At 67.9% G+C, this 20,044-nt stretch carries 17 protein-coding genes and 1 pseudogene; 10 read left to right on the forward strand and 8 right to left on the reverse strand.

Annotated features, from left to right (window positions below):
- Nucleotides 1-11: 11 nt before the first annotated feature.
- Nucleotides 12-1,139, forward strand: coding sequence for a 4-hydroxyphenylpyruvate dioxygenase family protein (locus LGM71_RS13700; RefSeq protein ID WP_226115111.1), 1,128 nt, complete (start codon nucleotides 12-14; stop codon nucleotides 1,137-1,139).
- Between the two features lie 46 nt (nucleotides 1,140-1,185).
- Here LGM71_RS13700 and LGM71_RS13705 read toward each other — a convergent pair whose 3' ends face one another.
- The 5 genes from LGM71_RS13705 to LGM71_RS13725 form a co-directional block, all read right to left on the reverse strand.
- Nucleotides 1,186-2,421, reverse strand: coding sequence for an NADH:flavin oxidoreductase (locus tag LGM71_RS13705; RefSeq protein WP_226115112.1), 1,236 nt, complete (start codon nucleotides 2,419-2,421; stop codon nucleotides 1,186-1,188).
- 103 nt (nucleotides 2,422-2,524) lie between these two features.
- On the reverse strand, nucleotides 2,525-3,859 hold the full coding sequence (locus LGM71_RS13710) for a type II toxin-antitoxin system HipA family toxin (RefSeq protein ID WP_226115113.1): 1,335 nt from the start codon (nucleotides 3,857-3,859) through the stop codon (nucleotides 2,525-2,527).
- Nucleotides 3,860-3,861: 2 nt separating this feature from the next.
- A complete protein-coding gene (locus LGM71_RS13715) occupies nucleotides 3,862-4,275 on the reverse strand; it encodes a helix-turn-helix domain-containing protein (protein WP_124623999.1) in 414 nt (137 codons plus the stop codon).
- Nucleotides 4,276-4,447: 172 nt separating this feature from the next.
- On the reverse strand, nucleotides 4,448-5,572 hold the full coding sequence (gene ribBA / locus LGM71_RS13720) for a bifunctional 3,4-dihydroxy-2-butanone-4-phosphate synthase/GTP cyclohydrolase II (protein WP_059599455.1): 1,125 nt from the start codon (nucleotides 5,570-5,572) through the stop codon (nucleotides 4,448-4,450).
- Nucleotides 5,569-6,507, reverse strand: coding sequence for an alpha/beta hydrolase (locus LGM71_RS13725; protein WP_226115114.1), 939 nt, complete (start codon nucleotides 6,505-6,507; stop codon nucleotides 5,569-5,571). Before LGM71_RS13725 ends, ribBA begins: the two co-directional genes overlap by 4 nt.
- Nucleotides 6,508-6,788: 281 nt before the next feature.
- Here LGM71_RS13725 and LGM71_RS13730 point away from each other — a divergent pair, with 281 nt between their 5' ends.
- Nucleotides 6,789-7,979 (forward strand): helix-turn-helix transcriptional regulator, encoded by a 1,191-nt coding sequence (locus tag LGM71_RS13730; RefSeq protein WP_226115115.1) that lies wholly within the window; start codon nucleotides 6,789-6,791, stop codon nucleotides 7,977-7,979.
- Between the two features lie 182 nt (nucleotides 7,980-8,161).
- Here LGM71_RS13730 and LGM71_RS33400 read toward each other — a convergent pair.
- Nucleotides 8,162-8,291: pseudogene (locus tag LGM71_RS33400) on the reverse strand (cation transporter); the annotation flags it as partial.
- 475 nt (nucleotides 8,292-8,766) lie between these two features.
- On the opposite strand from LGM71_RS33400, the gene LGM71_RS13735 reads away from it, so the two are divergent.
- The 8 genes from LGM71_RS13735 (at nucleotide 8,767) to LGM71_RS13770 (ending at nucleotide 17,950) form a co-directional block, all read left to right on the forward strand.
- Nucleotides 8,767-9,777, forward strand: a complete 1,011-nt coding sequence (locus tag LGM71_RS13735) for a DNA-binding protein (protein WP_124900900.1) — start codon at nucleotides 8,767-8,769, stop codon at nucleotides 9,775-9,777.
- A gap of 123 nt (nucleotides 9,778-9,900) precedes the next feature.
- Nucleotides 9,901-10,521 (forward strand): TetR/AcrR family transcriptional regulator, encoded by a 621-nt coding sequence (locus LGM71_RS13740; protein ID WP_059599458.1) that lies wholly within the window; start codon nucleotides 9,901-9,903, stop codon nucleotides 10,519-10,521.
- A 201-nt stretch (nucleotides 10,522-10,722) separates the two neighbouring features.
- On the forward strand, nucleotides 10,723-11,781 hold the full coding sequence (locus LGM71_RS13745; RefSeq protein WP_226115116.1) for an NADP-dependent oxidoreductase: 1,059 nt from the start codon (nucleotides 10,723-10,725) through the stop codon (nucleotides 11,779-11,781).
- Nucleotides 11,782-11,874: 93 nt separating this feature from the next.
- Nucleotides 11,875-12,174: a putative quinol monooxygenase gene (locus LGM71_RS13750; protein WP_044843118.1), complete on the forward strand. Its 300-nt coding sequence runs from the start codon at nucleotides 11,875-11,877 to the stop codon at nucleotides 12,172-12,174.
- A 141-nt stretch (nucleotides 12,175-12,315) separates the two neighbouring features.
- Entirely contained in the window at nucleotides 12,316-12,771 is a 456-nt protein-coding gene (locus LGM71_RS13755) for a (2Fe-2S)-binding protein (protein ID WP_059525474.1), read from the forward strand.
- A gap of 1 nt (nucleotide 12,772) precedes the next feature.
- Nucleotides 12,773-15,007, forward strand: coding sequence for a xanthine dehydrogenase family protein molybdopterin-binding subunit (locus LGM71_RS13760; protein WP_226115117.1), 2,235 nt, complete (start codon nucleotides 12,773-12,775; stop codon nucleotides 15,005-15,007).
- Between the two features lie 15 nt (nucleotides 15,008-15,022).
- Nucleotides 15,023-16,342 carry a c-type cytochrome gene (locus tag LGM71_RS13765; RefSeq protein WP_175815536.1) on the forward strand — a complete coding sequence of 440 codons (1,320 nt, stop codon included), beginning with the start codon at nucleotides 15,023-15,025 and terminating at the stop codon, nucleotides 16,340-16,342.
- Between the two features lie 162 nt (nucleotides 16,343-16,504).
- Nucleotides 16,505-17,950 (forward strand): NAD-dependent succinate-semialdehyde dehydrogenase, encoded by a 1,446-nt coding sequence (locus tag LGM71_RS13770; protein ID WP_060024796.1) that lies wholly within the window; start codon nucleotides 16,505-16,507, stop codon nucleotides 17,948-17,950.
- 178 nt (nucleotides 17,951-18,128) lie between these two features.
- Here the strand turns inward: LGM71_RS13770 and tagH are convergent, their stop codons facing one another.
- Nucleotides 18,129-19,547 (reverse strand): type VI secretion system-associated FHA domain protein TagH, encoded by a 1,419-nt coding sequence (gene tagH, locus LGM71_RS13775; protein WP_226115118.1) that lies wholly within the window; start codon nucleotides 19,545-19,547, stop codon nucleotides 18,129-18,131.
- Between the two features lie 47 nt (nucleotides 19,548-19,594).
- Nucleotides 19,595-19,981, reverse strand: a complete 387-nt coding sequence (locus LGM71_RS13780) for a TssQ family T6SS-associated lipoprotein (protein ID WP_151047934.1) — start codon at nucleotides 19,979-19,981, stop codon at nucleotides 19,595-19,597.
- Nucleotides 19,982-20,044: the final 63 nt, after the last annotated feature.

The raw sequence follows: 20,044 nt of genomic DNA on the forward strand, positions 1-20,044 counted from the left end.
CGGAGACTGGAATGCCCGGCAATTCCCACCCCCTGTCCAGCGATACGCCGCCCGTTGCCGATCCGGCTGCCAATCCGCTCGGGATGGCCGGACTCGAATTCGTCGAGTTCGCGGCACCGGTGCCGGACGCGCTTGCGCAACGCTTCGAGCAGCTCGGGTTCAAGGCGATCGCGCGCCATGTGAGCAAGAACGTCACGCTGTACCGGCAAGGACAGATGCAGTTCCTGATCAATGCCGAGCCCGATTCGTTCGCCGCGCGCTATGCAGAGGAATACGGGATGGGCGTCTGCGCGATCGGGCTGCGCGTGGCCAGCGCGCGCCGCGCGTTCGAGCGTGCGATCGAGCTCGGCGCGTGGGCGTTCGAGGGCGAGCGGATCGGGGTCGGCGAGCTGAAGATTCCCGCGATCCAGGGGATCGGCGATTCGCACCTCTATTTCGTCGACCGCTGGCGCGGGCGGGACGGTCAGCGCGGCGGCGTCGGCGACATCTCGATCTTCGACATCGATTTCCGGCCGATCGACATCGCGACCGCGCATACCGATGTCGACTGCGTCGGCACGGGCCTGCAGCAGGTCGACCACTTCACGCAGACGGTCGGCGCGGGGCGCATGCGCGAGTGGCTCGACTTCTATCACGACCTGCTGCACTTCCGCGAAATCCACGAAATCGACGCGCACTGGCATGTGTCGGAAGAATCGCGCGTGATGGTGTCACCTTGCGGCGCGGTGCGGATTCCGGTCTACGAGGAAGGCACGCGGCGCACCGAACTGATGCACGCGTATCTGCCCGACCACCCGGGTGAAGGCGTTCAGCACGTTGCGCTGTCGACCGACGACATCCTGGCGAGCGTCGATGCGCTGCGCGTGAACGGCGTCGAATTCATCGAGCCGCCGGCGCGCTATTACGACGAAGTCGATGCGCGGCTGCCGGGGCACGGCGTCGATCTCGACGCGCTGCGCCGCCGCGCCGTGCTGGTCGATGGCGAGATCGGCAGCGATGGCGTGCCGCGCCTGTTCTTCCAGACCTTCGTCAAGCGCCGGCCCGGCGAGATCTTCTTCGAGATCGTGCAGCGGCAGGGGCACCACGGATTCGGGGAAGGGAACCTCGCGGCGCTGGCCCGCGCCCGCGACGCCGGCTGAGCGGCAGGCGCACGATCGTGACCGGGGAATCAGCCTTTGCGTAACCTCAAGCGCCCACGGCCGGCACGCGGTTCGGCGCCGGGTCGTTCGGCGGCTTGAGCACGCACGCGGTACCACCCGGCGTGTACATCGACACGACGCAGCGGTTGCATGACGTGCAGCCCGACTGCGCGAGCCGGCCGCCGTGCAGCTCGTTCACGAAGTCCGGCTCGAACACGAGCGCGCGAGCGAGCGCCACCGCGTCGAATCCTTCGCGCATCGCCAGCGCGACGTTCTCGCGGGAACGCACACCGCCGAGATACGCGAGCGGCATCCGGACGGCCGCTCGCACCTGCTTCGAATGCTCGAGGAAATACATCTCCCGAAATGCGCCCATCCTCGGCTCGGTGAGCTTCTGCAGCGTCATCGCCGCACGCACGATCGCGTTGTCGGCGTTCGCGCGCGCATCGCCGGGCAGCGGGCTGCCGAACAGCTGCCACACCGACTCGACGTTCATCCCGCCGCTCAGTACCAGCAGGTGTGCACCCTCGGCCTCGAGCCGCCGCGCGATCTCGCACGCGTCGTCGGCGGTTCCGCCGCCGCGCACGCCTTCGGTCACGCCGATCTTGCAGACCACGGCGAGATCGCGGCCGACGGCGTCGAGCACGCGGCCCAGCACCTCGATGGGAAACGCCGCGCGGCGCGCCGCATCGCCGCCGTACGCGTCGCGACGACGGTTGTACAGCGGCGACAGGAACTGGCTCAGTAGATAACCGTGGCCCATGTGGATCTCGACCGCGTCGAAGCCCGCGTCGCGCGCATGTCGCGCCGCTCGTGCAAATTCGTCGGCGATCGCGGTCATCTGGTCGCGCGTCATCGCCTGCTTCAGGAAACGGCCACTCATCACGCCGACCTTGTTGAAGCCGCCGGATGCGCTCAACGGTCGTTTCGTCGACAGCGACGGCAGGAACGTGAAGCAGCCGCCATGCGTGATCTGCGCGGACGCCGCCGCGCCGTGACGATGGACCGCGTCGGTCAGCGCGCGGAATTGCCGGACCGTCGGCGCATCGAGCCGCGCCTGGTCGACGAACGTGCGGCCATCGTCGCTGACCGCGCAATACGCGACGGTCGTCAGCGCGGCGCCGCCTGCGGCGATACGCTCATGAAACCCGACGAGCGCGCGCGACGGCACGCCATTCGGCGTCATCCCTTCGTTGGTCGCGGATTTGATCAGGCGGTTGCGCAGCGTCAGCGGACCGATCTGCAGCGGGCTGAATGCGGTATCGATCGTGGCGGGTTCCATGTCGGGCGGGCGTCGGGAAGGGGCACGGCGACCATTGTGCCGAGTCGGTGCGGGGCGGCATCGTCCACGTGGATGACCCGCCGCCGGGCCGCGCCCGCACCGCCTACTCGGCCGTACCCAGCTTGCGTGCCTGACGACGCATCCCGTCGAAGATCGCATCGGCCACGTCCGCCGGGAAATCCGCCGGAATCCCCGACGCGACGGCGGCGATCACCGGTTCGGTGCGCGCGGCCACATCGGCCATGGCCGCGCGCACGTCGTGTTCGGTCAGACCGACGCGCGCGCCTTGCGCGATCCAGTGACGCGGCTGGATGTCGCCGATCACGTAATGGCGATTCTTCCCGCATACGGCCATCGCGAGCCGTGCGCGTCGTGGCGGCAGCTGGTTGCGTCGCGTGCCGATGATCGGGTGCGCGGACAGCACGTCGTACAGCGGCGTGCTGCGATACGTATTGCCCGGCAGATGCGCGATGCTGAAATTCTTCGCGTGGCCGTCGATGGCCGCGAGCACCCAGAAGACGAGCTGTGTGACGAAGAAATTCCTGCGGTCCTGCGCGGCATCGGCGGAATTCGCGAGGATGCCCATGATCGTCGCGATGCCCGGGCCGCCGTCGGATTCGTATTTGGCGCCCGACGGCGTGCCGGTCGCCTGGCACATGTCCTCCTGCGGCAGCCGCAGGATCCACGTGCCGTCGCGGGACGGGCGGCGGTCGAAGCGCTCGACGATCAGCGCCTTCTGGTCGTCGAACCGGCCGATATCGCACGCGGCGACGGGCAGGCCGTATGCGGCGACGATCTTCGAGCACAGCCATTCGTTCTCGACCGACGTGCGCATGTCGGCCTGCATGTTTCCGACACGCCCCAGCGGCAGCTTGAAGATGTGCGTGGTCGGTGTGCTGCCCGCCGGCAGCAGCCAGCGCTTGCCGTCGCGCAGCAGCGCGGTCTTTTCCTGCGCGCCGGCGATCGACAGGCGCAGCTCGCCATCCGGCTCCGCTTGGCCGGGCAGCGGCGCGGCGGTTGCGTGGCGCAGCACGTCGGCCACGGCCGCGTCGTCGAGCACGGTGCCGTCGATCGATTCGAGGTCGATCGGGGTTTCGTCCGGCGGCAGTAACTGCAGCGCCCCGACGCAATCGCGGCCGATCGACGCGAGCAGTTCGAACGGCGCCGTCGACCCGAGCCGGTAGCGCTGCGCGATGCGGCGGCGGATCGGCTGGCTGTCCGGCAGCAGGTTGTCGAAGTAATCGGCGACGATCGCGCCCTGGTGCGGCTGGTTGCCCGGCGTGAACGGCAGCGACAGCGACAGCGGACGCCCTTGCGGATCGTCGACCCATGCCGGCAGGTAGACGAGGCGCTCGATGCCGCGCCGGACTTCCCAGTATCCGACCGGGATGCCGTTCATCCACAGGTCGAGGCGGTCGTGGCGGGGACGGCGGGCCATCGTCACCAGTCCTCCCGCGTGGGGTTCCGAGACTTGCCGGGTGTCGCCGCGGCAGACCGTTTCCGCGCGGCGGCGGATGGAGCCTTCGCGGCGGCCGGCGGGCGAGCCGGCACATCCGACGAACCGGGCGAGCGGCCGCGTGCGGCCGGTGCGCGCTTGAGCGCTGGCGTGGAGTCGTCGGGCACCGTTGTGTCGTCCGGGGTGCCCGGCACGAGCGTCAGGCGAACACCGAGCACGTTCAGCACCTTGAAAAGCCGTTCGATGCTGACCGCGGACGGATTGGCTTCGAGCTGCGCGTACGACTGTTGCGTCACGCCGAGGCGGGCGGCGAGCTGCGCCTGCGTGAGCCCCGCCGACTTCCGGAAGCCGACGAGGATCGGGCGCAACTGGCTCAAGGTCTGGACCGGGAATGGCATGGGCTCTCCGCGAAATGACAGGCGATCGCTTGTAATCGAAAAATACAGTCTATGGTATGTATCGTCAAAATACAAACCCGAGACTGTAATTCATAAAAACAAACGATAGCCTGTCAGGCGGACACCCGCGGGTCGGTAAAAGGGCGGGCGGAGCGCGCTCGTCAGCCCGGCATCACGCCGCCCGCAGCGGGCTGGCGTGGGCGGCGCGCGCACTTTCCGGATCGTCGTCGCCGAGCGGGATGAACGCCATGATTTCCAGGTCGTGCCCCGACAGCGCCGGCAGCCGGAACGGGCTCGACAGCACGTTCAGCCGTCGTACGCCGAGGTCACGCAGGATCTGCGATCCGATCCCCGTCACGCGGCCGTCGCGGCGTGCGTGGCCGGCGGGCGTTCGCATCGCGTCGCCGCGCATGTCGCAGTCGAGCAGCACCGCGACGCCGCAGCCGGCCGCATCGATCCGCTGCAGCGCCGCGTGCAGCGGCCATGAATGCGCGGACGGTTCCGCGTCGAGCAGGTCGAGCAGCGAATGGCATTCGTGCACGCGCGTCAGCACGGGCGTCGACGGATCGGGCTCGCCTCGCACCAGCGCGAGATGCGGCGCGCCGTGCACGGTGTCGCGATACTCGATCGCGCGGAACCGGCCCCACGGCGTATGCAGCGGCCGTTCGCCGACACGTTCGACGAGCGACTCGTGCTCGCGGCGGTAATGAATCAGGTCCGCGATCGTGCCGATCTTCAGCCCATGATGCGCGGCGAACGTCTTCAGCTCCGGCAGCCGCGCCATCGTGCCGTCGTCGCTCATCACCTCGCAGATCACCGACGCGGGCGTGAGCCCGGCAAGCGCCGCGAGATCGCAGCCGGCCTCGGTGTGCCCGGCTCGCACCAGCACGCCGCCCGGGCGCGCGGCGATCGGAAACACGTGGCCGGGCTGCACGAGATCGTCGGGGCGCGCGCCCGCACGGACCGCCGCGCGGATCGTCCGCGCCCGATCGGCCGCGGAAATGCCGGTCGTCACGCCTTCGGCCGCCTCGATGCTGACGGTGAACGCGGTGCCGAACGGCGTGCCGTTGTGGTCCGCCATCGGCGGCAGGCGCAGTTGCTCGCAGCGCTCGGCGGTCAGCGTCAGGCAGATCAGCCCGCGCCCGAAGCGCGCCATGAAGTTGATCGCGTCGGGCGTCACGTGATCGGCGGCGATCACGAGGTCGCCTTCGTTTTCGCGATCCTCTTCGTCGACGAGCAGGACCATCCGTCCGGCGCGCAGCTCGTCGACGATTTCCGGCGTGGTGGCGAGCGTCATTGCGCCTCCGTCGCATCGAATGCGCGGCGCAGCGCGTCGGCGCCGAAGGTCAGCACGCGATCGGCCGCGTCGACCGCGCCGAGCATGCTCGCGAACCCGTGCAGCTGGCCCGGCCAGCGCACGAGCGAGACCGGCGTGCCGGCCTGCGCGAGACGCAGTGCATACGCTTCGGCCTCGTCGCGCAACGGATCGAATTCCGCGCTCACGATCGTGGCCGGCGCCGCGCCCGACAGGTCCGCCACCGCGAGCGGGCTCGCGAGCGGCGATGCGCGGTCGGCGCCGTCGTCGAAATACTGGCGCTTGAACCAGCGCATCGCGTCCGCCGTCAGGAAATAGCCTTCACCGAGCGATTCGTACGACGGATGCTCGGTCGCGCAATCGACGACCGGATACAGCAGCAACTGGTGCGCGATCGCGATGCCCGAGCCGCGCAACTGCAATGCGGCGGCCGCGGCCAGGTTGCCGCCGGCGCTATCGCCGGCCACGGCGATCGCACCGGCGCGCGCGCCGAGATCGTGCGCACTGGCGGCGGCCCAGCGCACGGCATCGCATGCGTCCTGTGCGGCCGCCGGGAAGCGCGCTTCGGGCGCGAGCCGGTAATCGACCGACAGCACGAGCGTGCGCGCCCGTCTGGCAAGACTGCGGCATACGTTCGCGTGCGAGTCGATACCGCACGCGACGAAGCCGCCGCCGTGGAAAAACACGGTCAGCGGCAACGGCCCGTCGGCATCGGGCCGATACAGTCGTGCGGATAACTGACGACCCGGTGCCGGGATCTGCCAGTCCTCTTCGGCGGCAATCGCGTCGCCGGGCGCGAACGCGCTGCCTCCGGCGAGGCTCGCGCGGTACGCGGGCACGGTCAGTTGATCGAAATCGATCGCGGGCGCTTGGGCGAGCGCGGCGAGCAGCGCCTGCGCCTGAGGGTCGAGCGGCATTGGAACTCCTGTCTGAATCGGATGCGGTCTGAATCAGGTAAACCCGCATCGCGGTTTTCCCTGAGCCCGCGCCGGACGCTTGTCGGCACGGCTTGACGGGCATTCCAGCGCAGCGGGCAGGGCGCCACATCATCCGATCGGACGATGGTTCGCGCGTCCGATTGGCCAAAGCTCACCATTCAGTGAATGTCCCGATGACGCCGGAATTAAGACGAGTCTTAATCATGGCGGCGCGGATGAATCGCACCGAATACAAGTTGCATGGAGGATGGAGCGTGCTGATGGAGACGAGATGGGCTCCGCAAGAGAGCCAGTCAACAAGTGAGGAGGCCGGCATCGGCGTCGCGGATTTCAGCGAGCTGATGGCGCGCATCTACCAGGGACCGTTGGAAACGCCGCCGTGGGCGGGGGCGCTCGAGCTGGTTCGCCGGTTGCTGCAGGCCAACTACGTGACGCTGATCCTGCGCGCCGCTGCGAGCGACCGCCGCGCGCCGCTGTCCGTGCACGCGTCGGAATACGGCCCTGTCGTGCCGGGTGACGGCGAGGCGTCGTACAACAACTACTACTATTCGCTCGACCCGTTCGTCGGCCTGCCGGCCGATCGCGTGGTCACGGTCGACGACGTGTTCGGCGATACGGGCTGGCTGTCGAGCGAGCTGTACAAGCAGTTCCTGAAGCCGCAGGACGTGCGCTACATCCTCGGCGCGGACCTGCGCACGCCGTCGGGTGTCGAGTGCCGGTTCCGCGTGTGCCGCAACCATGCGTCGAAGCAGTTCTCCGCGCGCGACAAGGCGATCTGCGCGCTGCTGCTGCCGCACCTGAAGCGCGCGGTCGAGCTCCATTCGCGGCTCGACACGGCCGAGGTAGAGCGGTCGATCTATGCGAACGCGATCAACCGGATGCAGATCGGCACGATCACGCTCGACGAGAACGGCACGATCATCGACATGAACAGCGTCGCCGACGATATCCTGAAGCAGAACAATGGTCTGACGATTGCGCGCGGCACGATCGAGGCGACCGATGCGCAGGAGAACCGCACGCTCAAGCGGCTGATCCGCCACGCGGTGATGGGACATCACGGCACGGCTGCGGCGACCGTCGAGGCGATGCCGATCACGCGCAGTTTCGACAAGCCGCGTCTCGGGCTGCTGGTGCGCACCGTGCTGCTGTCCGACTGGTCGGAGGACAACAAGCGCCGGCCGGCTGTCACGCTGTTTCTGCGCGACCCCGACCGCAAGCCGCAGGGCGCGCAGGAGATCATCCGCAAGCTGTTCGACCTGACGCCGGCCGAGACGTCGCTCGCGCTGCTGTTGACCAACGGGCTGACGCTGGAGGAGGCCGCGGACGAATCGGGAATCAGCAAGAACACGGCGCGCACGCACCTGCGTGCGATCTTCTCGAAGACGGGCGTCACGCGCCAGGCGACGCTCGTGCGGATCCTGCTCGGGAGTGTCGTGCCGCTCGGGTAAGCGGCGCAGTCGAAGCCGCCGCATCGGCAACGGATGCGTTCGCCCGGCGACACGTCGGCATCGGCCGATGCGTTGCGCGCGACACGGTGATGGCGACATCATGCAAACGAGGCTCGCACCGCGCGAGCCTCTTCTTCATTCCGGAGTATCGGCGGGTCAACGGCCGGCGCGGCGGCCCGCGTTCACGACCCTCGCGTCGAGCGATACGCGCAATCGGCCAATGCCGGCCAATGCCGGCCACGACGCACAGCCGCGCCGGATGAGCCCTCTGCCGGTGCGGATCACGAGTGCGCCGATCGCGAGCGCGGCGAGCAACGACGACGCGCATCGCTTTCGATCTCGCTGAAAAAATTACAGCGCGCGTCCATTTGGTAGTGCATTCGGCGGCACCGCATGACGCTATCGCGCCATCGAGGTAGGCCGCTCAATGGAGCGCCGAAGCGCGATGAGCGACGCTGCCTGCTTGTGAGCGGCAGCGTGCGCATCATCGGCACCTAGTATTCGCCGGCGCCGCCCTTCCATTTTTCATCGGTGCACCGGCAAAACAGGGCGACCACCTTTCAATTTCGAAAGGTAAGCGGTTTTTCGGGATCGTTGCAGCGGCGTCTTGCCGGGCGACCAGGTGAGGGGGACGGCGAAGTGACCAACTGCGCACCGCGATGCCAAACGCGGACCGCCGACCATTGATCTCAACATTATAGAAATAATGTCAAATCAACCGCGACTGATGATTGGATATTTAACGGTTTACGTTATATTATTCACGAAATTATCGACGCAACCTGCCATGTCCGACCTCGCTGCCGACGAATCCCGCCTGATCGCCGAAATCGACCGCCTGAAGGCCGATTTCCCGAAAACCCGCGAGCTGTATCGCGAGGTCTGCGCATTGATGTTCTTCCGCTTCGGCATCACGCCCACCGCAAACCGCCTGTACCAGCTCGTGCGCAAGGGCAGCATGAGCACGCCGACTGCGGTTCTCGGCGAGTTCTGGGCCGAGTTGCGGGAGAAGAGTCGTGTGCGCATCGAGCATCCCGACTTGCCGGCTGACCTGCAGGCTGCGGCCGGCGAGCTCGTCGCCGCGTTGTGGAGTCGCTCGACTGCCGATGCCGCCGCAGCGCTCGATGCACTGCGCGCCGAAGTCGAAGCCGAACGAGCGGCGGCGAAGGCGGAGGTCGCTGCATTGCAAACCGACCTGTCCCGTACCGAAACCGCGCTGGAGCACCGCACGAGCGCGTTGCTGGCGGCCCAGGTGCGCATCCAGGAGCTCGAGCAGGCAAGGGCGGCCGACGAAGCGTCGCACCGCGCGCTGCAGGCGGAAGTCGAACGGCTGAAGTCCGACAATGCAGACGCCGATCGTGCGCTGGCGCAAGCGCGCGCCGATTTCACGTCGCAGCTCGACCGGCTGCGCGACGACGCGGGCCGGGCGGAGGAACGCTTGCGAGCATCGGAGAAACGGGCGCTTCAGGAGATCGACCGCGAACGGCTCGCGGCCGCGCGCGTTCAAAAGGAACTCGATGCGGCCGCGACGCGCGCCGAACAGCGCGATACGCAGCACCGCAAGGATCTCGCGGCGCTGCAGGCGCAATTGGCCGACACGCAGCACCGCTGCGGGGTGCTTGAAGGCCAGCTCGACGGCGCCCGCGCGGCCAATGCCGCGTATGTTGGTGAGCTCGACGCATTGCGTGCGGAACGCGCATCACGCGCCCCCGTGCGCAGGGCGCCCGGTCGGCCGGCGGGCGGCAGCCTGCGTGCGGCGAAACCGGTCGCGAGGAAGCGCGCTCCCAAACCCGCGTGACATGGGCGCCACGATACGGCGATAACGCATCCGCGACGCGGTGCGATTCGGGTAAAGTGCCGCTCAACTCGCCGGCTCGACGTTGCTAGACGACCGGTCTAATCGTTGCTAAGATACGCCATCATGAATGCATCTTCAGGCGCGGAAGTCCGCCAGCACATTCTGAATATCGCGAAGCCGATCATGCTCCACAAGGGGTTTTCGGCGGTCGGTCTGAACGAGATTCTCGCCGCGGCGGGCATCCCGAAGGGCTCGTTCTACCATTACTTCGGCTCGAAGGAGGCGTTCGGCGAGGCGCTGCTCGAATCGTATTTCGAAGGCTATCTCGAGCATCTCGACAACCTGCTCGGCCGTCAGGCCGGCACGGGCGCGCAACGCCTGATGACGTACTGGGGCAACTGGCTGCACACGCAGTGCGCGGACGATCCGGAAGGCAAGTGCCTCGCGGTGAAGCTCGGCGCGGAAGTGTCCGATCTGTCGGAGGCAATGCGCGCGGTGCTGCGGCGCGGCACCGGCCAGATCATCGAGCGGCTCGCGGGCGGGATCGAGGCCGGGCTGGCCGACGGTTCGCTGAGCGGCGTCGACGATCCGGCGCATACGGCAGCGATCCTTTACGAGCTGTGGCTGGGTGCGACGCTGCTGGAGAAGATTCACCGGAACCGCAAACCGCTCGAACGCGCGATGCTCGAAACACGGCGGATGCTGAACCTGCCGTCCTTCGAGCCGGACGGAGCGCAGTCGTGACGTGGGCGCGCGCAGGCGCGCCTTGTTTTTTGGGTGAATACTAGACGACTGGTCTACTTACACTGAAATCCCGTTGCTTTACCCGCGAGGCTGCGGCTCCGCCGGCCGACTGGTCGGCATGGCCCGCAGCCTCGCATCAAGGTTGTCCAAGTTGATCCGATCGTGCCCGGTGCACGTCCCTTCCTGTTGACGGAGGTTCCCATGCCGCAAAGCAAGGCAGCAAACCGCAGAATCATCCTGAACGCGCGCCCGGTCGGCGCGCCCACCCCGAACGACTTCCGTACCGAGACCCTCGACGTGCCGGTGCCCGGCGCCGGTCAGGTGCTGTTGCGCACGGTCTGGCTGTCGCTCGACCCGTACATGCGCGGCCGGATGAGCGACGCGCCGTCGTATGCACCGCCGGTCCAGCTAGGCGACGTAATGGTCGGCGGCACGGTCAGCCGTGTCGTGGCATCGAACCTGCCCGCGTATCGCGAAGGCGACCTGGTCGTCGCGGGCGGCGGCTGGCAGGACTATTCGCTGTCCGACGGCAGCGACCTCATTGCGCTCGGCCGCGACTTCCCGCATCCGTCGCATGCGCTCGGCGTGCTCGGCATGCCGGGGTTCACCGCGTACACCGGGCTGCTGAAGATCGGCGAGCCGAAGGCGGGCGAAACCGTGGTCGTGGCCGCCGCGAGCGGGGCCGTCGGCGCGGTGGTCGGCCAGATCGCGAAGCTGAAGGGCTGCCGCGTGGTCGGCGTCGCGGGCGGCGCAAACAAGGTCGCATACGTGAAGGACACGCTCGGCTTCGACGCGTGCGTCGATCACCGCGATCCGCAATTCGCAGAGAAACTGAAGGCCGCCTGCCCGAACGGCATCGACGTCTATTTCGAGAACGTCGGCGGTGCCGTGTTCGACGCGGTGTGGCCGCTGCTCAACGATCATGCGCGCGTGCCGGTGTGCGGAATCATCGCGCATTACAACGACGCGGCGTACGACGACACCGCGGTATCGAGCGGCCGCGACCGCGTGCCGGCGCTGATGGGCACGATCCTGCGCAAGCGCATCCGCATGCAGGGGTTCATCATTCTGGATCACTATGCGACCGGCTATGCGCCGTTCCTGAAGGAGATGAGCGAGTGGGTCGCGCAGGGCAAGGTGAAGACGCTCGAAGATGTGGTCCCCGACCTCGCCGAAGCACCGCAAGCACTGATCGGCTTGCTCGCCGGCAAGAATTTCGGCAAGGTCGTCGTGCGCGTGGGTCCGGACGAACTGGCCTGACACCGGCGCAAGACGACACACGACGATTGCACGCTGGCGTCGCGAGACGCCAGCTTGTGGCATGCTCGATTCCGTTTCGAAAGGAGTGACAAGATGGCGCTTCACGTGATTGCTTCCCTGTTCCTGAAACCCGAACACGCGCAGGCCGCCGAGGCCGAATTGCGCAGCATGGTCGCCAAGACGCGCGTCGAACCGGGCAACCGGCGCTACGACCTGTTCCGCGAGCAGGACGGTTCGCCGAACCTGCACCTGTACGAGATCTACGACGACCAGGCCGCGTTCGACGCGCATCTCGCCAGCCCGCATTTCACCGAATTCCGCGTGAAGTCGGCCGACTGGTTCGCGGCGCCGCCCGTCATCAAGGTGCTGTCGGGCATCGACGTGGCCGAGTGACGGCGCGGCACCGTCGTCGCGGCTCGCTCGAGCCCGGGCCGCGCGGCAACCGTCACGCATGACGCGACGGCAATGACAACGACAATGCGGCGCAGCGGATCGTTCGCGCCGCTTCCCCAATACACCGGCCCCGGAGTCTGAATGGTCACCCTCAACATCAACGGCGAGAACCGCACGGTCGACGCCCCCGACGACATGCCCCTGCTGTGGGTCCTGCGTGACGTCGTGGGCCTGACCGGCACGAAATTCGGCTGCGGGATCGCGCAATGCGGCGCGTGCACCGTCCATCTCGACGGCGTTGCCGCGCGCTCGTGCGTGCTGCCCGTCGCGGCCGTCGCGGGCCGCAGGATCACGACGATCGAAGCCGTCGGCGCGACGCCGGCCGGACAGAAGGTTCAGGAAGCGTGGCGCGAGCTCGACGTCGTCCAGTGCGGCTACTGCCAGTCCGGGCAGGTGATGGCGGCCACGGCGCTGATCGCGTCGAACCCGAACCCGAGCGACGCCGACATCGACGCGGCAATGGCCGGCAACATCTGCCGCTGCGGCACGTACAACCGGATTCGCGCGGCCGTCAAGCAAGCCGCGAAGGGAGCGTGACATGTCGCGAGGACTGATCGAAGCAGGCAAGGTCGCCGGGCAAGCGGCCGGCGCCGGCATGTCGCGCCGTTCGTTTCTGAAGGCGGGCATGTCGCTCGGCGCGGCGGCGGGCGGCGGCTTGCTGCTCGGTTTCAGCATGCCGGCGGCGGGCGATGACGCACGGCGCTCGGTGATCGGCGGCGATGCGGACGAAAGTGCGCGCGCCGGCGTATTCGCACCGAACGCGTTCGTGCAGATCGACCGCAGCGGCAAGGTCACGCTGGTGATGCCGAAGGTCGAGATGGGGCAAGGCGTCTACACGGCGCTGCCGATGCTGATCGCCGAGGAGCTCGAAGTGCCGCTGTCGAACGTCACGCTCGACCATGCGCCGCCCAACGAGAAGCTGTTCCTCGATCCGCTGCTCGGCGGCCAGTTGACGGGCGGCTCGACGTCGGTGCGCTACGCGTGGGAACCGCTGCGCCGCGCGGGTGCGACCGCGCGCACGCTGCTGGTTTCCGCGGCGGCGAAGCAATGGAGCGTCGATCCGGCTACCTGCCGGGCGGAAAACGGCGAAGTGCAACATCTCCCGAGCGGCCGGCGCGCATCGTACGGCCAGCTCGCGGACGCCGCGTCGAAGCTGCCGGTGCCGAAGGACGTCGCGCTGAAGCAGCCGGCCGATTTCAAGCTGATCGGCAAGCCGGTGAAGCGGCTCGATTCGCCGGAGAAGGTCGACGGCACCGCGCAGTTCGGGCTCGACGTGCGTCTGCCCGGCATGCTGTACGCGGTGATCGTGAACAGCCCGGTGTTCGGCGGCACGGTCGCGAGCGTCGACGATACGGCCGCGAAGAAGATTCCGGGCGTGCGTCAGGTCGTGCGCGCGGACAACGCGGTCGCTGTGGTCGGCGATCACACGTGGGCCGCGAAGCGCGGCGCGTCGGCGCTCGTCGTGAAGTGGAACGAAGGCGCGGGCGCGAAGGTGTCGACCAAGGACATCGTCGCCGATCTCGCGCAGGCCGCCGCGAACGGGAAGGGCGCGGTCGCGCGCAAGGACGGCGACGTCGGCCACGCGTTCGCTGGCGCGAAGACCCGCATCGACGCCGTCTACGAACAGCCGCTCCTTGCGCACGCAACGATGGAGCCGGTGAACTGCACGGTGCACGTGCGCGGCGACGGCTGCGAGATCTGGGTCGGCACGCAGGTGCCGACGCGCGCGGTCGACACCGTGCAGCGGCTCACGAGCTTTCCGCCGGAGAAGATCGTCGTGCACAACCACCTGCTCGGCGGCGGTTTCGGCCGGCGACTCGAAACGGACATGATCGGCCAGGCCGTGAAGATCGCCAAGCAGGTCAACGCGCCGGTGAAGGTCGTCTGGACCCGCGAGGAAGACATCCAGCACGACATGTATCGGCCGTACTACTACGACCGGATTTCGGCCGGCCTCGACGCGAACGGCAAACCGGTCGCGTGGCAGCACCGGATCGTCGGTTCGTCGATCCTCGCGCGCTTCGCACCGCCGGCGTTCAAGGACGGCGTCGATCCCGACGCGGTCGAAGTCGCGACCGACCTGCCGTACGACCTGCCGAACCAGTTGATCGATTACGTGCGGCAGGAGCCGCGTCACGTGCCGACCGCATTCTGGCGCGGCGTCGGCCCGACGCGCAGCACCTTCGTCGTCGAGAGCTTTATCGACGAACTCGCCGCGCAGACCAAGACCGATCCCGTGCAATATCGCCGCGCGCTGCTCGGCAAGACGCCGCGCGCGCTGAACGTGCTCGACGTCGCGACGAAGGCGGCGGGATGGGGCGCGCCGCTGCCGAAGGGGCAAGGGCGCGGCGTATCGGTGATGCACGCGTTCGGCAGCTTCTTCTCGATCGTCATCGATGTCGCGGTGGAGGGCGGCGAAGTGCAGGTCAAGCGTGCCGTGTGCGCGGTCGACTGCGGGATGGCCGTGAATCCGGGCACGATCGAGGCGCAGGTGCAGGGCGGCATCATCTTCGGGATCACGGGCGCGCTGAATGGCGAGATCACGATCGAGGATGGCCGCGTCGTGCAGAGCAACTTCACCGACTACCGGATGATGCGCATCAACGAGACGCCGCCGATCGAGGTGCATCTCGTGAAGAGCGCCGAGGCGCCGGGCGGAATCGGCGAACCGGGCACCGCTGCGACCGCGGCGGCGCTGTCCAACGCGATCTTCGCGGCGACCGGCACGCGGCTGCGCAAGCTCCCGGTCGGCAGCCAGCTGAAGACGGCCTGAGGGGAGAGAACGAACATGCGAAACCTCACCCCGAACAGTCTGAATCGCGCCGCTCGCACGCTTGGCGCATCGTTGATCGCGCTGTCCGCGCTGATGGCCGGCACGGCGGCGCATGCCGCGCAAACGGCGCCCGCCGACAGCGCGCTGCTCGCACGCGGCGCGTATCTCGCGAAGGCCGGCGATTGCGTGGCATGCCACACCGCGCCGCGCGGCGCGCCGTTCGCCGGCGGCCTGAAGATGATCACGCCGATGGGCGCGATCTACACGACCAACATCACGCCCGACCCGGACACGGGCATCGGCGGCTATACGGAGGCCGAGTTCGCGGGCGCGCTGCGCTCGGGTGTCGCGAAGGATGGCCATCACCTGTATCCGGCGATGCCGTATCCGTCGTACGCAAAGCTGCGCGACGACGACGTGAAGGCGCTTTACGCGTACTTCATGCATGGCGTCGAGCCGGTGAAGCAGGCGAACCGTGCGTCCGACATTCCGTGGCCGCTCAACATGCGCTGGCCGCTGGCGCTGTGGAACGCGGTGTTCCTCGACACGGCGCCATATACCGACAAGCCGGCGAAGGATGCGATGTGGAACCGCGGCGCGTACCTCGTGCAGGGACTCGGGCATTGCGGGTCGTGCCATACGCCGCGCGGCGTCGGCTTCCAGGAGAAGGCGCTGGACGAAAGCGGCTCGGCGTTCCTGTCGGGCGCGCCGATCGACAACTGGTTCGCGTCGAACCTGACCGGCGAGCACAATACCGGGCTCGGCCGATGGAGCGATGCGGATGTCGTGCAATTCCTGAAGACCGGCGCGAACCAGCATGCGACCGCGTTCGGCTCGATGGTCAGCGTGATCAACCACAGCACGCAGGAACTGAACGACGACGATCTCGCGGCGATGTCCCGCTATTTGAAATCGCTGCCGGCGGCGGGTGGCACGGGCGCGCCGCCTTACCGTTATGATCCGAAGCCGACGCAGGTCGCGTTGGGCCGGCCGGCGAACGATCCGGGCGCAAAGGTGTATAACGCTTACTGCTTGAATTGCCATGGCGCGGACGGTCGCGGCTACGCGCCGCTGCTCGCACCGCTCGCGGGCAATCCGAACGTGCTCGAGACCGATGCATCGTCGCTGATCAACGTGACGTTGAATGGCAGCGAGTCGCTCGTGATCGGCGGCGTGCCGTCCGCGTATCCGATGCCGGCGTTCGCGAATCAGCTGAACGACCAGCAGATCGCCGACGTGCTGACGTTCATGCGCGCCGGCTGGAACAATGGCGCGCCGGCCGTGCAGGCCGCGGACGTCGCGAAACTCCGCAAGGCGACGGCGGCTGCGCGCTGAGCGCGGCCGTGCGTGGCGGATGACGACGGGCATGCGCGCCGCGTGCGCGTCGTCGAACGTTGCCGGGTGCAGGGCGTCCGGCAACGTAGTGCTTTCTGTCAACCGGCGCGCGGCCGTTCGCGGCAGCGCGCGTTTTATCGAACGCAAAACTGGGGTGTCTGGATGGCTAACGTGACTTATACGGATACACAACTGCTGATCGACGGCGAGTGGGTCGACGCCGCGAGCGGCAAGACGATCGATGTCGTGAACCCGGCGACGGGCAAGACGATCGGCAAGGTGGCCCACGCGGGCATCGCCGATCTCGACCGCGCGCTGGCCGCGGCGCAGCGCGGTTTCGAAGCATGGCGCAAGGTGCCCGCGCACGAGCGCGCGGCGACGATGCGCAAGGCGGCCGCGCTGGTGCGCGAGCGCGCCGACACGATCGCGCAGCTGATGACGCAGGAGCAGGGCAAGCCGCTGACGGAAGCGCGTGTCGAAGTGCTGTCGGCAGCCGACATCATCGAATGGTTCGCGGATGAAGGCCGCCGCGTGTATGGCCGGATCGTCCCGCCGCGCAATCTCGGCGCGCAGCAGACCGTCGTGAAGGAGCCGGTCGGTCCGGTCGCGGCGTTCACGCCGTGGAATTTCCCGGTCAACCAGGTCGTGCGCAAGCTGAGCGCTGCGCTCGCGACCGGCTGCTCGTTCCTCGTGAAGGCGCCGGAAGAAACGCCGGCGTCGCCGGCCGCGCTGCTGCGCGCGTTCGTCGACGCGGGCGTGCCGGCCGGTGTGATCGGTCTCGTGTACGGCGATCCCGCCGAAATCTCGTCTTACCTGATTCCGCACCCGGTGATCCGCAAGGTGACGTTCACGGGCTCGACGCCGGTCGGCAAGCAGCTCGCGGCGCTCGCGGGCCAGCACATGAAGCGCGCGACGATGGAACTGGGCGGCCACGCGCCGGTGATCGTCGCCGAGGACGCGGATGTCGCGCTGGCGGTGAAGGCCGCCGGTGGCGCCAAGTTCCGCAACGCCGGCCAGGTGTGCATTTCGCCGACGCGTTTCCTCGTGCACAACAGCATTCGCGACGAATTCACGCGCGCGCTGGTCCAGCATGCGCAGGGGCTGAAGGTCGGCAACGGCCTCGAGGAAGGCACGACGCTCGGCGCGCTGGCGAACCCGCGCCGGCTGACCGCGATGGCGTCGGTCGTCGAGAACGCGCGCAAGGTCGGCGCGAGCATCGAGACCGGCGGCGAACGGATCGGCTCGGAAGGCAACTTCTTCGCGCCGACCGTGATCGCGAACGTGCCGCTCGAAGCGGACGTGTTCAACAACGAGCCGTTCGGCCCGGTCGCGGCGATCCGCGGTTTCGACAAGCTCGAGGACGCGATCGCCGAAGCCAACCGTCTGCCGTTCGGGCTGGCCGGCTATGCGTTCACGCGTTCGTTCGCGAACGTGCACCTGCTGACGCAGCGCCTGGAAGTCGGGATGCTGTGGATCAACCAGCCTGCGACGCCGTGGCCGGAAATGCCGTTCGGCGGCGTGAAGGATTCGGGCTACGGGTCGGAAGGCGGGCCGGAAGCGCTGGAACCGTACCTCGTCACGAAGTCGGTGACGGTGATGGCGGTCTGACGACCATTCGAGCGCGAGCGTGCCGCCGTTTGCGCGGCGCGCACGCGCCGTCGCGTTGCCGAAGGCCGGGCGTTCTGCCCGGCTTTGTCATTTCTGCGTCGATGGCAGTCTTGGCAGTCGGCTTCGCCCGGGAGTGGCGGTCGTTCCCGTCGAGCACGGGACATACGACGCCCGCCGCTCAATGCCGGCTGCTCCCGCGATAGCTTTCCACCTCCGCGTCGTACGCGGCGAGAAACGCCTTGCCGAATACCGACGCAAAATCGTCTTCGATCGCGAACACCGTGTCGCGATGCGTCGCCGCGTAGCGGTCCCACATCCTCGCCTTGTACAGCGCGGGCACGCGCTTCTCGTACCAGCGCATCGCATCGTCGCGCTCGCGCAGACGTTGCGGTGAAAAGCGCGTCAGCAGATCCATCAGCGCGGCGCGCATGCCGGCGACCATGCCGATCTGGTGCGCGTGCAGATCCTGGAACGCGTCGCTGACCGCGCTCTGCGGCGACATGAAGCCCGGCAGCGGCAGCCCGAACATCTGGCGCAGCACGGCGCCGCCGTCGGGCAGCAGCTTCAGCGGATTGTTCTCGCGATCGAGCAGCATCGTCATGTGCGCCTTGACCTCCCGCTTCAGGATGCTGCGCGACGACAGCAGCTCGACCGTGCCGTTCGCGAACAGCGCGAGCAACTGCCCCGCGATGTACAGCTGCTCGGCCGACCATTGATGCGACTCGGCGGCGGTATCGAGGCCGGCGCCTTCGAAGAACGCGTTCAGCAATTCATCGGGTGTCGGCGCGCGGTTCGCCTGCGGTGCAGGCTCGTCGGCGGGACGTGGCTCGGCATGCGCCGTCGCCGGTTGCACACGCACGTGCTGCGTCCACTCGGGCGCATGGTCGGCTTGCGTCGCGGACGACGCGCCGCGATCCGCATTGCCGCGTCCGGACGGTGACGCCGAACCCGATTCGCCGATATCGGGCGACGACTGGACAAACAAGTCGAGCGGGTCGGTCGACAACTGATTCAGGTCGCGTTGCGATGGCGCCGATGGCGCGGTCGGCGTGGCGCGGTTCGCGGGCTGCGCCGCGGCCCTGCGCGCTGACGTGCCGGATCGCGTGCCTGTGTCCGCCGCCTTGCCGCGCGGAGCGAGACGATCCTGCAGCAGGCCCCACAACCGGTTGCCGGTCGTCTTCGCGTCGACGTGCGCGTGTGCGGCGGTTTCCGGCGTGCGCCGCAGGTCGGCGCTCGCGCTGGAGGCGGCGGGCATGTCGACGACCGGCGCCTCATGTCCGTCGTCACGCTCGGCACGCAGCACGTACGGGCCGATGCGGATGATGTCGCCGGTATTGAGCGGGCGCTCCTGTGCATAGCCGACGGGCTCGCGGTTCACCTCGATCGTCGACACGCTGCTCAGGTTCTTCAGCAGGCACGCATCGTCACCGACCTGCAGCAGGGCCTGCAGCCGGGAAATCTGCCGGGTGTCGTCGCGCAGCACGAGATGGTTGTCGGTCGCCCGGCCGATGGTGCCGCCGGGCGGGTGGAACACGACGGCGTCGTAGGAGTCGCTTTCGACCGGCTCGCCGGCATGTTCGATCACGATCAGTTGCATGTCATACGTCGCTCGGTAAGGAAACGCTCGCGGGGAATCCGGTTCGGTCAGGATGACGACGCATGTCTGCGGCGCGCGAACTCGAACGCGGGCCCCCAGACCGGATGTCCCTTCTCGGCGGGGGACAAGTCGAAGCGCGGGTTGAGGTCGAGAATCTTCGAGAACTCGGCGCGGCACTGCGCGACGCGGTTCGTCACGCAATAGCTGAACGCGAGCAACTTGTGAGCGGAGACCTGCGTGTCGGTATCGGCCCCGTCGATCTCTTTCGCCCGGCTCAGGATCGCGATCGTGCGTCCGTAGTCGCCCGCGCCATACGCCGCGCGCGCGCTGTCGACCGCGGCGCGCGCCGCCGACTGCGTAGGGGACGTACCGCACCCGCCGATTCCCAGCAACAAGGCGCCGAGGAAAATCACGATCGATGAATGGCCTTTCATTCTGAAATGAAATGTTTGCGTTATTGGAAGGTGGCGCACAAGCGCTGTTGGATTCTAGTGCCA

The organism is Burkholderia sp. AU33545 (assembly GCF_020419685.1).
Lineage (GTDB): Bacteria > Pseudomonadota > Gammaproteobacteria > Burkholderiales > Burkholderiaceae > Burkholderia > Burkholderia diffusa.